15 protein-coding genes and 2 pseudogenes are annotated in these 11,053 nt (G+C 42.4%); 5 read left to right on the top strand and 12 right to left on the bottom strand.

The window, feature by feature from the left end:
* Nucleotides 1–204: pseudogene (locus ACRC32_RS18810) on the bottom strand (sulfate ABC transporter substrate-binding protein); the annotation flags it as partial.
* A 303-nt stretch (nucleotides 205–507) separates the two neighbouring features.
* Between ACRC32_RS18810 and ACRC32_RS18805 the strand changes: the two are divergent.
* On the top strand, nucleotides 508–1,311 hold the full coding sequence (locus ACRC32_RS18805) for a prohibitin family protein (protein WP_438555402.1): 804 nt from the start codon (nucleotides 508–510) through the stop codon (nucleotides 1,309–1,311).
* A 92-nt stretch (nucleotides 1,312–1,403) separates the two neighbouring features.
* On the opposite strand, the gene ACRC32_RS18800 is transcribed toward ACRC32_RS18805, so the two are convergent.
* From ACRC32_RS18800 to ACRC32_RS18785, 4 genes are all read right to left on the bottom strand, one after another.
* On the bottom strand, nucleotides 1,404–1,856 hold the full coding sequence (locus ACRC32_RS18800; RefSeq protein WP_438555401.1) for a hypothetical protein: 453 nt from the start codon (nucleotides 1,854–1,856) through the stop codon (nucleotides 1,404–1,406).
* A gap of 97 nt (nucleotides 1,857–1,953) precedes the next feature.
* Nucleotides 1,954–2,457: a DUF1634 domain-containing protein gene (locus ACRC32_RS18795; RefSeq protein ID WP_438555400.1), complete on the bottom strand. Its 504-nt coding sequence runs from the start codon at nucleotides 2,455–2,457 to the stop codon at nucleotides 1,954–1,956.
* 1 nt (nucleotide 2,458) lies between these two features.
* Complete coding sequence (locus tag ACRC32_RS18790; RefSeq protein WP_438555399.1) at nucleotides 2,459–3,295, bottom strand: sulfite exporter TauE/SafE family protein; 837 nt, start codon at nucleotides 3,293–3,295, stop codon at nucleotides 2,459–2,461.
* A gap of 47 nt (nucleotides 3,296–3,342) precedes the next feature.
* On the bottom strand, nucleotides 3,343–3,468 hold the full coding sequence (locus ACRC32_RS18785) for a hypothetical protein (RefSeq protein ID WP_438555398.1): 126 nt from the start codon (nucleotides 3,466–3,468) through the stop codon (nucleotides 3,343–3,345).
* 583 nt (nucleotides 3,469–4,051) lie between these two features.
* Here ACRC32_RS18785 and ACRC32_RS18780 point away from each other — a divergent pair.
* From ACRC32_RS18780 to ACRC32_RS18770, 3 genes are all read left to right on the top strand, one after another.
* Nucleotides 4,052–4,849 carry a hypothetical protein gene (locus ACRC32_RS18780; RefSeq protein ID WP_438555397.1) on the top strand — a complete coding sequence of 266 codons (798 nt, stop codon included), beginning with the start codon at nucleotides 4,052–4,054 and terminating at the stop codon, nucleotides 4,847–4,849.
* Nucleotides 4,850–4,967: 118 nt separating this feature from the next.
* A complete protein-coding gene (locus tag ACRC32_RS18775) occupies nucleotides 4,968–5,204 on the top strand; it encodes an AbrB/MazE/SpoVT family DNA-binding domain-containing protein (RefSeq protein WP_438555396.1) in 237 nt (78 codons plus the stop codon).
* Nucleotides 5,191–5,532, top strand: coding sequence for a type II toxin-antitoxin system PemK/MazF family toxin (locus ACRC32_RS18770; RefSeq protein ID WP_438555395.1), 342 nt, complete (start codon nucleotides 5,191–5,193; stop codon nucleotides 5,530–5,532). The genes ACRC32_RS18775 and ACRC32_RS18770 overlap by 14 nt, the downstream gene beginning before the upstream one ends.
* 4 nt (nucleotides 5,533–5,536) lie before the next feature.
* On the opposite strand, the gene ACRC32_RS18765 is transcribed toward ACRC32_RS18770, so the two are convergent.
* The 7 genes from ACRC32_RS18765 to ACRC32_RS18735 all read right to left on the bottom strand — a co-directional run bounded on the left by ACRC32_RS18765 (nucleotide 5,537) and on the right by ACRC32_RS18735 (nucleotide 9,946).
* Entirely contained in the window at nucleotides 5,537–6,286 is a 750-nt protein-coding gene (locus tag ACRC32_RS18765; RefSeq protein ID WP_438555394.1) for a phosphatase PAP2 family protein, read from the bottom strand.
* 10 nt (nucleotides 6,287–6,296) lie between these two features.
* Complete coding sequence (locus tag ACRC32_RS18760) at nucleotides 6,297–6,728, bottom strand: YidH family protein (protein WP_438555393.1); 432 nt, start codon at nucleotides 6,726–6,728, stop codon at nucleotides 6,297–6,299.
* Nucleotides 6,728–6,850: a hypothetical protein gene (locus ACRC32_RS18755; protein WP_438555392.1), complete on the bottom strand. Its 123-nt coding sequence runs from the start codon at nucleotides 6,848–6,850 to the stop codon at nucleotides 6,728–6,730. Before ACRC32_RS18755 ends, ACRC32_RS18760 begins: the two co-directional genes overlap by 1 nt.
* A 31-nt stretch (nucleotides 6,851–6,881) precedes the next feature.
* Nucleotides 6,882–7,499 carry a hypothetical protein gene (locus ACRC32_RS18750; RefSeq protein WP_438555391.1) on the bottom strand — a complete coding sequence of 206 codons (618 nt, stop codon included), beginning with the start codon at nucleotides 7,497–7,499 and terminating at the stop codon, nucleotides 6,882–6,884.
* 108 nt (nucleotides 7,500–7,607) lie between these two features.
* Complete coding sequence (locus ACRC32_RS18745; RefSeq protein ID WP_438555390.1) at nucleotides 7,608–8,327, bottom strand: cadmium resistance transporter; 720 nt, start codon at nucleotides 8,325–8,327, stop codon at nucleotides 7,608–7,610.
* Between the two features lie 201 nt (nucleotides 8,328–8,528).
* Nucleotides 8,529–9,155, bottom strand: coding sequence for a pentapeptide repeat-containing protein (locus ACRC32_RS18740; protein ID WP_438555389.1), 627 nt, complete (start codon nucleotides 9,153–9,155; stop codon nucleotides 8,529–8,531).
* Between the two features lie 116 nt (nucleotides 9,156–9,271).
* Entirely contained in the window at nucleotides 9,272–9,946 is a 675-nt protein-coding gene (locus ACRC32_RS18735; protein ID WP_438555388.1) for a cadmium resistance transporter, read from the bottom strand.
* A 514-nt stretch (nucleotides 9,947–10,460) separates the two neighbouring features.
* On the opposite strand from ACRC32_RS18735, the pseudogene ACRC32_RS18730 reads away from it, so the two are divergent.
* Nucleotides 10,461–11,018 (top strand): annotated as a pseudogene (locus ACRC32_RS18730) (LysR family transcriptional regulator); the annotation flags it as partial.
* Between the last annotated feature and the right edge of the window lie 35 nt (nucleotides 11,019–11,053).

The following is an 11,053-nucleotide window of genomic DNA, read 5'->3' as shown; positions in this document are numbered from 1 at the left end:
CTTGTTTGCCGCTACAGGACTTGCAGCAGGATTTTGAGTTGCCGAATTATTGCCGTTACCACCGGAGCAAGCAGCGATCGCCACGCTCAAGCTCACCCCAACTAAAAACAGCGCTCCAAAACCCTTCAATGAACTTATTCTCGGTCTAGCGAGCTGTTGAATCGCTCGTCCCCACTGCCTCAAGGTCTGCTGCCACCACCTCATGTTATTGTCTCCTGATAATCTACGAATCTTCGGTAGAACTACCGTATTTAATGTGTATGGTCATAGATATTACAGAGTCAAGGCGAAAAAGGCAAGAAAAAAATTCCTATTTTCCGAGCGAGAATGTGTAGTTTATGGAAAATCGATGGATAATAGTCATGCTGTCTTGATGTTGCACCTAAGCGAACATGGCTGCTGCGGCAAGTGCAACTCCTCCAGCCACATCTAACAAACAGTATGAAAATGAGTGAAAAACTTTTGCCTGGAGATGCGATCGCGAAGTCAGAAGCCAGAAGTTACCCTATGACAAAAAACAAAGCTCTTAACAAATTTACTAAATTTACAGTTTTTTTATTACTAATAGTTATTATCTTCACGCCATTTACAGTCGTAAATGCTGGCGAACGAGGCGTATTAATGAAGTTTGGTCAAGTACAAGAGCGGATATTAGGAGAAGGAATTCACCCAATTATTCCTCTAGTTCATCGAGTCAAAAAGTTGAGCGTTCGGGTACAGAAACAGGAACTTGCTGCTGAAGCATCCTCAAAAGACCTTCAAGACGTTTTTACCGATGTGGCGCTTAATTGGCATATTATTCCATCAGAAGCCAATATCATTTTTCAACAGATTGGTAACGAGCAACAGGTGGTAGAGCGAATTATTAACCCAGCCATTGAAGAAGTGCTAAAAGCAGTCATGGCAAAATATACGGCTGAAGAATTGATTACTAAGCGAGGAGAAGTTAAAGCTGGAGTAGACGATTTACTCACAGCAAGGCTAGTAAACTATCACATTGGAGTTGACGACATTTCTCTCGTCCACGTCCATTTCTCAGAGGATTTTGACGAGGCAGTAGAAGCAAAACAAATTGCCGAGCAAGAAGCAAAACGAGCAGAATTTGTTTCTTTGAAAGCGATCCGAGAGGCTGAAACAAAAGTCAATTTAGCTAGAGGAGAAGCTGAGGCGCATAAGTTACTTAAAGAAACATTGACCCCAGAAATTCTGCAAAGGCAAGCTATAGATAAATGGAATGGAAAGCTACCGTTATTTGTTGGTAAAGGCGAACCAAAATTGCTAGATTTGAGTCAGTTTGTAGAACTAGAATAAAATAGTTAATAGTTAATAGTTAATAGTTAATGGTTAATGGTTAATGGTAGTAAGCGATCGACGATTAGCCATTAACCATTAGCTACTTTTGATTAAGTACCTGAGAATAAAACGGAAAAGACGGGTGCATCGAGAATTTTTAATTGAATTAGAGCAAGAATCAACAAGGTGTAGACGGTTGAGGAAGCAATACCTGTCAATAGTTCTTTTTTCACATTACGTTCTTTAGGTTGTCCTTGCAGAACATCCATAGCGCCTGCTTGCATCATTAAAATACCGAGTATATTGGAAAGCCAGTATCCTGCAATCGAGCAGGGTATGAGTAAATCGCGATTAAATAAACTACAAATATACCCAAAGAAATAGGCTATTGGTAGGTTGAATACTATGTCGTTCCACCAACATAATGGTGAAAGCAAATAGCCGATCGCTAGAAACACCCCACCTCTGAGTTTTTTCCATATATTTCCCTCTTGGGCGAACTGCTGTAGCCGCGCTTGGATCTTTTGACTCAACTTCTGACTAGCTTGTTTGACCGATTCCATAACAAAGCTGATATCTCCGATTGACTTACCGTATTTTAACTTATTCTGAAGTAGCAATATCAGAGGAAGTCAAAAGTCAAAAGATAGAAGCATAACTCTAAAAATACGCTCCCAGCAAGCTGTATAGTAGTCCTAGCAAGACAAATAAGGAGATTGCAATATAGGTAAAATCTCGCCGCCACAAGAAAGCTAATAGAGAAATTGCGACTCTGGCAATGGGAGTGGCGATCGATAACAATACTCCCAACTGGATTATTCCTCGGCTGCTTCCCGATACAGCAGCTTTGACGATACCAAAAGGAGAGCGGAACTCGTCCGGTTCTGAGAGAAAATATTTGTAGTCAACAGGCTCAGTACCGTGGCGGATCAGATATAAAATACCGCCCACCAAAACTACTGCACTCGCAAAAAATACCCCATACCTTAACAAGTTGCTCAGCAATAGCTCGATTTGCCACTGCTCTGATTCTGGCGTAATTCGATCGCAATTTGCAGCTGGTGCTAATTCTTCATCGCAGTCTGGAGTTTGCTGTATCGGGATGACAGATGCTTGAGTGTTGGGTAATTCTGTTGCTTTCCAATGGCGATCGCGCTCGGACATCTTAACTTCCCCCAAGCAAGCTGTTGTAAACCATTTTAAAAGCCATTGCCACCAGTACAAGGCTGAAGATGATTCTCAAGCTCTGGGTTTGGGTTCCAACTAGCACTCTTGCACCTAACAAAGCACCAGGAAATACGCCTAACATGACGGGCATCGACAACCCAGGATCGATGTAACCCCGTACTAAATAAACTCCTGCTGATGCTGCCGCTGTCACGCCAATCATGAAGTTACTAGTGGTAGTGGAAACCTTGAACGGAATTCGCATCACTCGATCCATCGCTACTACCTTCAGCGAACCGCAACCGATCCCCAGCATTCCAGAAAACAATCCCGCGATCGCCATCATGCCAAATCCAGCTCCAATAGAATGAACCTGATAAGACATCGTTCCTGTTGCAGTTGGGCAAGTGCCATTTAATCGCAGTTGAGTCGCAATAGTATCGGCTGGTTCGTTGTCGGCATATTCCGATCGCGGTTGTTGTGACAAGTAAGCGGAATAAAGTAGGACAATCGCAAGTACGATTGTTAGCACTTTCACCGAAACTTGAGTCGCCAGCATTGCCCCTACCATTGCACCGACAATTGTGGCAACTTCTAAAAACATTCCCAAGCGTAGATTTGTAAAACCTTCTTTAATATATGCAGATGCCGCACCAGAAGAAGTTGCAATCACGGAGACAAGAGAAGCACCGGCAGCATAGCGGATGTCAACCCCAAATACGGAAGTGAGTAAAGGAACGATGACCACTCCACCACCCAAACCCGTCAGCGCCCCCAGTAAGCCAGCGGTAAATGAGCCGAGCCAAACTAAGAGGGAAAATTCTAGGATGTTCATGATGTGGCGATTTGTAGTTGGCAGTCGAGTCGTGCGTGTTTTGAATTTTAACTTTTAATTGAGACGATCAAAGGTGCAATTTCACCAACGGATCGCGCCACAACTTCTGCATAAGAAAGACATGCTTTTGTTAAATTATAAAAGCCGCGATCGCAGCCTATTATTTTTGTCATAACTGTAAATTTTCAAGTATGTGAGTTTGAATGCATTTCATGTGATTATGTGTATATTGCTAACAATTTTGCTACAAAATATTTCTGAAAGATAACTCCCGATTTCTACTAGCTTATTTTCGATTTACGCCGAAAGCTCAGATGCGATCGGGATCGATTTACATTTTCATGTCTTGTTGACTGAGAATATACACGAATTTAATAGATGAATGCAAGTATCATTTGTTACTTAATCTTTTATCCAGAAACTACAGTAACCTCATCGGAATACTTACATAAATTGAATCTATCAAAATAAAAAGTTCTTTTGATTAAGAAAGTACAGTAAGGCGATCGGAAAACTTCAATTAGAAAAAATTAATTTTTTCACAGAGTCAGATTTGCTAAGGTACAAATCTAAGTTGTCAAATCGAAAAAAAATAGAAATATAGCAATTCTATTTGAGCCATGAAATATTTGTGTGAGTTGTCGTCACTGGTCATCAGTTCGGGGCATTCATCAAATGACAAATGACGGATGATGAATGACAGTCATAACACCATATCCATGAATTACTTAGGATTGTCAAGATAGGAGAAAAGAAATGAAACTTTTCAAAGCTCTGTTAATCGCTTTACTCATTCTGGTCAATTTAATCTTGGTTCCTCCTGCACTAGCAGATAAACCTAAATATCTCAAAAATCCTGATTACATTGAAGTGAGAAAAGCTCTTGATGAACTAGTAGCTGCAAAAGATGCACAAATTCGATCGGGAGGTTCTATCTCAGAAGCAACTCAGAAGAAGCTCGACGAACTAGAATTCCAAAAGTACGCTTTGGAGACGGGGGTAAACTGGGGACAGTGCCGTAACCAGACAGAAAAGACATTAGCAGTTTACGGTCCCATCCCAAGTTTTGACGATGACGATGATGAAGAAGATTACGCTTACGATACGGGACTTTACTTTTTAGCACCTGGTCAGGCTACGAAAAACAAATGGGATTGTGAGGGAATTTATTTATCAAGTGATGCTACAACAACCGTTACTAATCCCGATGGCAAAACTCAAGACTTAACTGGACCTGTAGCAATCAAAATTGGTAATGGCACGCAACTAACAATTTCAACCAATCCTAATACTGGGGAAGTAGAATTTAATCTGCCACCAACTAAAGTTTTCAAAGCCAATGAAATTAATTGGTTTATCCCTAATGTGGCGCAGGCATTAATAGATACAAGAGTCCCTAATGCGCCTGCTTATCAAATCGCTGATGTCTCTACTAATTTAATTGCGAAGAAGAGCGCCGCGCCTGCTGCTCAAGCAAAACCTAAAACCCAGTCACAGCCAGAACCCGAAGTTAAGTTGCAGACATTGCCGAAAAAAGGCTACTACAGTAAGTAACCTAACTACCCGCGATCGCAATGGAAAGCTTAGCTTCTAGATTGAGTCTGGGAGCAAGCAGAACTTCAGAGCGATCGCAGTTGTGTATATACTAGGTGTATACACACGGGAGAAGATCGTGACGCAAATTGCAAAATGGGGTAATAGCTTAGGGCTACGAATCCCTCAGAATATAGCTGAGCAAGTAGGCTTAAATGAAGGAACTTCGGTTATTTTAGAAGTATCTGACGGGCGATTAGTTGTCAAACCGAAACGAAAAAAATATTCCTTGGCAGAGTTACTAGAAGGAATTACACCAGAGAATCTACATCCTGAAACAGATACAGGCGAAGAAGTGGGTAATGAAATCTGTTAACTATATTCCAGCCAGAGGAGACATAGTGTGGATTGCTTTGGGCCCTCACAAGGGGCGCGAACAAGGATTCAGAAGACCAGTAATTATCTTATCTCCCTTGTCGTATAATCAAAAAACTAGTTTGGCTGTGTTGTGTCCCATTACCAATCAGGTCAAAGGTTATGCATTTGAAGTAACTTTACCAGAAGGCATGAAAACAACTGGTGTGGTTATTGCAGACCATATTAAAAATCTTGATTGGAGAGCAAGAGAAACGGTCTTTATTGAAAAAGCGCCTGATGAATTGATAGATGAAGTGCTAGCGAAAATCGATGCGCTTATTTTCTGAGATTTTAATTGCTTGTACTTTCCTCAGGTAGTAACGAAGTTTCTTCTGATGATGGCTCCTCCACCCCGATCGCGCTGGTGATATAAGGTTTAATCAGTGCGCTAACTCCAATTACCCAAGCTAGCGAAACCATCCAACCTGCAAGAATATCGCTGGGAAAGTGAACCCCTAAATACAACCGCGTCCAAGCGATCGCAACTACGAAAACACTTCCGAAGACAAGCGACAACCAGCACCAAATGCTACCCCAAGTCAAAATTACCAAAGTTGCTATCAGCGTCATACTCGTCATCGCATGACCGCTAGGAAAGGCATAATCAAATTCTGGCGTGAGCGATGTCCAAAGATCGGGACGCACCCGATGCATGAATTCTTTAACGGTACGGTTAATAACGGCACTGCCTAGTGTAGCAGTTAGTAGAAAGGCAAGCGATCGCCACCTTTTACGGAAAAATAATATCAGAGCGATCGCGGCAATAATGAAAGATACAATTCTAAACGAGCCAAATTTAGTTAGCGTGACGGCAAAAATATCGAGTTGCGTCCGTGAATAGGCGTGAATTGCTACTAAAATCGGCGTATCCCAACCAAAACCGCTTTCTTCCCATACCTCCACAGCCAGTAGTCCAAATATCTGTAAAGGTAAGTAGACTCCAACTAATAACAGTAGTAGCGATCGCCAACGGGCAAGCAGTAGCTGTTTGAGAAAGTTGAGGAAGGATAAAGGCAACTTCCACACTTGGGATTTCGACATTTTGACAACTTTACTCGACAATGACGCTATTCAAAGATTCTAGAGGAATGGTAAAGACGTAGTAGACGACTCCCAAACCCAACAGCAGCACTGCCAGACTAGAGAGAATCACCCAACGGTCTGCTGGTTCGTAAGTATCTTCGTCAATATCGCGACGAACAGCAAAATAATGTTGTGTTGAAAGCAGTACCGTTAATAAACCGACAACTCCGAAACCTAACCCCAACTTCCAACCGTTACCAGGCGGTTGAGGTGCTAAAGGAGGACGTAGAATTCGCAGACGTACAATTAGAACGCCAAACCCCATCAAGGCGATCGCACTCCGCATCCATGCTAGATAAGTACGTTCGTTTGCCAAATGATCCCGCACCCGATTCGGGTTTTTTAACTTCGCTTTTTCTGCTGTACCTGCATCTACCTTAATAGACTTAAATAACTCCATCAATCCTCAAATTGGTAATAGATAAAAGAGTGGTGTGTCGTGGAGCGGGCGGTTGGCGAAGCGACTTCGCCAATGAAGCCGCGTCGTGGTCGTAGTGCGTGTCGATTGTGGTCACTGGTCACTGGTCACTGGTCACTGATTACTGCTCGCTAATTAATCAATCGGTGCATTAGGAGTTTTCGCGTCAATATCTGCTTGAGACAACACAGGGATCGACCAGTCAGTTTCCCCTGCCTTAAAAACTTTGGCAGGTCTGACGTTAAATTCAATTGCACCTGTTTGGGGATTCGTCTTAGCAACTAATTGAGTGCCATCTACGATTTTCAAGGCGATCGCTTCTGCTAATTCTTGCACTGGAGCTAGGGGAGCGACAGCAACTTTAGTACCGCTAGGCAAGTAAACGCCTTTGCAGCTCCAGTCATCATCCGTCACCTTACCATCTCCCAAGAAGTATAAGCTAGCAGCTCCAGACTTTTTGGTAGCATAAATAGCCAGTGTTTTTCCCGTTTCGTTGCGACACTGTGCCGGATCTTCAGCAGTTTCTAAAACATACTTTTGAAACTCTAAGTCATTCAGTCTTTGCTGATATTGTTCTGAAGTATAGCCAGCGCGATCGGGCGCGTCCTTTGCCTTAATTAGTTCATCAAGGGCTTGAGTTACTTCGGCGTAGTCAGTACCCTTGGTAAGATCACTATCAGCCCAAGATGGCGAGGCGATCGCTAAATTGACTAAAAGTATCAAAGCAACTAAAGTAAGTTTGAAAAATTTCATGGTTTTCTCCATATCGTTGAAACTACAAGGTTTTGTCGTGCAAAAACCTCTAACTTAAGTTGGAAAAATTTCAACTGAGAACAGCTCGAACAAATTGTCAAGTCTTGTCTATTTCTCGACTTCAGGTAGTGCAGTACTGCGGCTGATGTTTTTTACCAAAATCAGCAGCCATAAGCAACTAATTATCAGCGTGAGTACAGCTAAACCGCGATTTTCTAGCGTATGACTATCAATTAAAATTAGCACTCCTAGCCCAATCAACACAAAGGGAACGAGGTATTTGCCGTAGCGTTCGAGAGTGTCAGCGATCGCGCCTAGATGAGTTAGTTGGTAAGCAGCATAACACCAAGCACCCACCAGTGAGAAGAATATACTGAGGATCGCGAAAAGACTCTCCCAGGTGCAACTGGCAAACAGAGGTACGTAGATCCCGATATTATCGCCACCATTGGCAAATGTTACGGCTGCAACACTATAGGTTTGGGGTGAGAGTAGACTAGCAAGGGTAGAGTTCCCAGTTTGTTCTAATTCTGCGCCCTCTGCTGACGTATCGGTTTCCCGATTTAGCAAGCGACTAATTCCAATCGCGATCGGTAATATTCCCAGCATTCCCACCCAATCTTGCGGCATAACTAGGCTACCAAAAAAACCAGGGAGACTAATCAGTACCAGCGTACCAAACCCAAGATATTGACCTAACACGATATGGCGACGGCGGAAAGTAGCATTTACTTGGGAAAAGAACAGCATCAAGATAAAAATATCATCTAGATTGGTAGCTGTGAAGGCTGTAAAGCCCGTGGGAATTGCAGTAATTAATTCGTTCATTTATGTCTATACAATCTTCGTGCTTGAATAGCTCGTTCTGCAATGAAAAAACCTTACATCTTTATAGAAATATCAGCTAGTTAACAGGCAACAGGGAGCAAAAGAGAACTTAATTCCCCCCTTTTTAAGGGGGGTTAGGGGGGATCGAGATCTGTGCATAAAGAGCGATCGCTCATGTAGTCTAACTACGTCATTTCATGACTAACTTGCCATCCCTTTATACCCGATCGCGTCCTCTAAATCAGCTCCTCGTAGGTTTGCTCCTTCTATCTTTGCATTTGTGAGATTTGTCTTCTCTAAGTCAGCTCCCTGTAGATTTGCTCCTAACAGATTTGTTCCTTGTAAGTTGGCTTTCTCTAAGTCCACACCAACTAGGTTTGCTCTTTCTAAGTTGGCTCCGGCGATATTTGTCTTACCTAAATCTGCGCCTTGCAAGTTGGCTCCAATTAGATTGGTTCCTTGTAAGTTGGCTCTCTCTAAATCTGCTTCTTGTAAGTTAGCGTTTTCCAAGTTTGCTGCTTGCAGGTTTGTGTCTTTTAAAACAGCTCCAGTCAAGTCACAACCAACACATTCTTTAGTTTCTAATAAACGTCTGACGTTTGCTGTTACAGATTGTACGGGAGCTGTTGGAGCTATTACTGGAGCGGTTGTAGATGGGGTAGTTGGTGTTTGCGATCGCATGGTAACAGATGTAGATGGGGTATCTACAGTTGGTCTTTGTGTTAGAGCTGTCGCGCTAGGTTGATTAAGCCAAGAAAATCCCAAAACGAGTACTAAAAATACTGCCGCCACGAACCAGTTGGTTAACTTTTTAGAAATTAGTTGCATCAGTTTCTCCTTAAATGTTTGCATTCTGTTGAAGACTTAATTTAAACTTACGTTCTCTTCCCGATAAGAGCAAATATTATTGGTTGTTGAATCGATAAATAGAAACTATTTAAAGATTAAAAATTTTGCATTCCCAGACCTGCTAGCAGTTGATACGATTCACTTTTCATCAGAATCGAAAATCCCAGCCAGATCAACACAAACGGGAAGATCTTGCGCCCATAGCGAGCTAGAACGGGAGCCATTAGAGGATTACTAGTCATGTGGTAAGAAAGGAAGCACCACACCCCAAGGGTTAAATAACAGATCGAGACGATCGCGGCTAAACTTGGAAGATTGCTACTAGCAAATAATGGTACGTAAATCGCGATGTTGTTGCCTCCATTTGCGATGGTGACAGCGGAAACGCGGTATGTTTGAGGATCGCGTACAGTTGCCCATAGCGATTTACGATGCCGCTTAGCTTTGACAGAATTAGGTAATTTAAGTGATACATCTTGCACGACTTCTTCATCATCTTCCCGACTCAGAAGATGTCTTGTACCAATAGCAATGGGAAGGAAACCTAACAATCCAATCCAAGGAGCAGGAATAATTAGACCACCGAAGAAACCAGGCAGACTAGCCAATACTAGTACAGTAAATCCCAAGAATTCACCCAGAACAACATTCTTAGGACGAAAGTGGCGATCAACTTTTCCGAAGAAAGCTGTCAAGTATAAATTGTCATCAACTGTAGTTGCAAAAGCAACAGAAAATCCTAAAATTACTGTACCAATTAACCAACTCACCTCGTTACTCCTTAACGATCCAATAATGAAATCACCCTATTTGCACGATAGGAAATGACTGAATGCCGCTTTTTCAGGCTGTATTGGGGCTGCGATCGCAGTTGATGAGCGTATGGACACTGCTTGTTTTGTATCAAATTTACTTGACAATTTGGTTTGATTCATGAAACATCGTGGGTATCGATTTAAAGATTGGCGCTGGCGATTCGGCACAAATTTAAATTAGATTTCAGAAAACTTTTGGTCAAAGTTATTCTCTGTAGAGAAAACATTAGATTCTTTCTGATTGAGTTGTAGCTGTATCCTCCTAATCCCTCAGAGAAAAGGGGAGATTGCAATATCCCGATCGAACGCCTTTATAACAGTTAGCTTGTAGGATAAATTGCTGTGGTAGCCTACGATTCAACTTTACGAAGTTCGTTGAATAAGATCAAACATTCTTATTTCTCAAATTCATAAAAAAAAGTGATTAACAATTCTTTAACCACAGATCGATCGCTGCGAAATAGCCAGAATGACGTTTGAGCAGTTACGAATTTTCCTAGCCGTTGTGGAACACTTGCACTTTACCCGTGCAGCGGAAGCCCTTTATATTACTCAGCCTGCTGTTAGCGCCGCAATTCAAGAACTAGAAGGAAAGTATGGTGTTAAGCTATTTCACCGGATTGGTCGTCGGATTGAAATTACCGATGCTGGGAAGTTGCTCCATCTGGAAGCTCAAGCAATTCTGACTCAGGTGGCACTAGCCGAGCGAGGATTGCGGGAACTAAACGATTTGCAACGGGGAGAGTTGAAACTGGGTGCGAGTTTGACTATCGGCAACTACTGGCTACCGCACAAGGTTGCTCAGTTTAAGCGTCAGTATCCTGGCATATCAATAAACTGTACTTTAAGCAACGCTGAAGAGATTTGTGAAGGCACTGCAACCGGACAATTTGATTTTGGGCTAGTGACAGGAGGAGTTAAATCCTCGCTTGGGGCAACGTTAGAGCAAGAAGTCGTAGGCAAAGAGCGGCTACAAATTGTGGTTGGTAAGTCTCATCCTTGGTTTGAGCAGAAACAGATTTTCCTAGAGGGTGTTATGCACTTTCGTTAAGCTGGAGATAT

The organism is Chroococcidiopsis sp., from assembly GCF_051657925.1.
Lineage (GTDB): Bacteria > Cyanobacteriota > Cyanobacteriia > Cyanobacteriales > Chroococcidiopsidaceae > Chroococcidiopsis.
Note: the sequence above shows the minus strand (reverse complement) of the source record. Positions and strands in the feature narration are given on the sequence as shown.

Coding starts and splice junctions, on each gene's coding strand:
- ACRC32_RS18805 (WP_438555402.1), top strand. CDS start 508: ATGACAAAAAACAAAGCTCTTAACAAATTTACTAAATTTACAGTTTTT.
- ACRC32_RS18800 (WP_438555401.1), bottom strand. CDS start 1,856: ATGGAATCGGTCAAACAAGCTAGTCAGAAGTTGAGTCAAAAGATCCAA.
- ACRC32_RS18795 (WP_438555400.1), bottom strand. CDS start 2,457: ATGTCCGAGCGCGATCGCCATTGGAAAGCAACAGAATTACCCAACACT.
- ACRC32_RS18790 (WP_438555399.1), bottom strand. CDS start 3,295: ATGAACATCCTAGAATTTTCCCTCTTAGTTTGGCTCGGCTCATTTACC.
- ACRC32_RS18785 (WP_438555398.1), bottom strand. CDS start 3,468: ATGACAAAAATAATAGGCTGCGATCGCGGCTTTTATAATTTAACAAAA.
- ACRC32_RS18780 (WP_438555397.1), top strand. CDS start 4,052: ATGAAACTTTTCAAAGCTCTGTTAATCGCTTTACTCATTCTGGTCAAT.
- ACRC32_RS18770 (WP_438555395.1), top strand. CDS start 5,191: ATGAAATCTGTTAACTATATTCCAGCCAGAGGAGACATAGTGTGGATT.
- ACRC32_RS18765 (WP_438555394.1), bottom strand. CDS start 6,286: ATGTCGAAATCCCAAGTGTGGAAGTTGCCTTTATCCTTCCTCAACTTT.
- ACRC32_RS18760 (WP_438555393.1), bottom strand. CDS start 6,728: ATGGAGTTATTTAAGTCTATTAAGGTAGATGCAGGTACAGCAGAAAAA.
- ACRC32_RS18750 (WP_438555391.1), bottom strand. CDS start 7,499: ATGAAATTTTTCAAACTTACTTTAGTTGCTTTGATACTTTTAGTCAAT.
- ACRC32_RS18745 (WP_438555390.1), bottom strand. CDS start 8,327: ATGAACGAATTAATTACTGCAATTCCCACGGGCTTTACAGCCTTCACA.
- ACRC32_RS18740 (WP_438555389.1), bottom strand. CDS start 9,155: ATGCAACTAATTTCTAAAAAGTTAACCAACTGGTTCGTGGCGGCAGTA.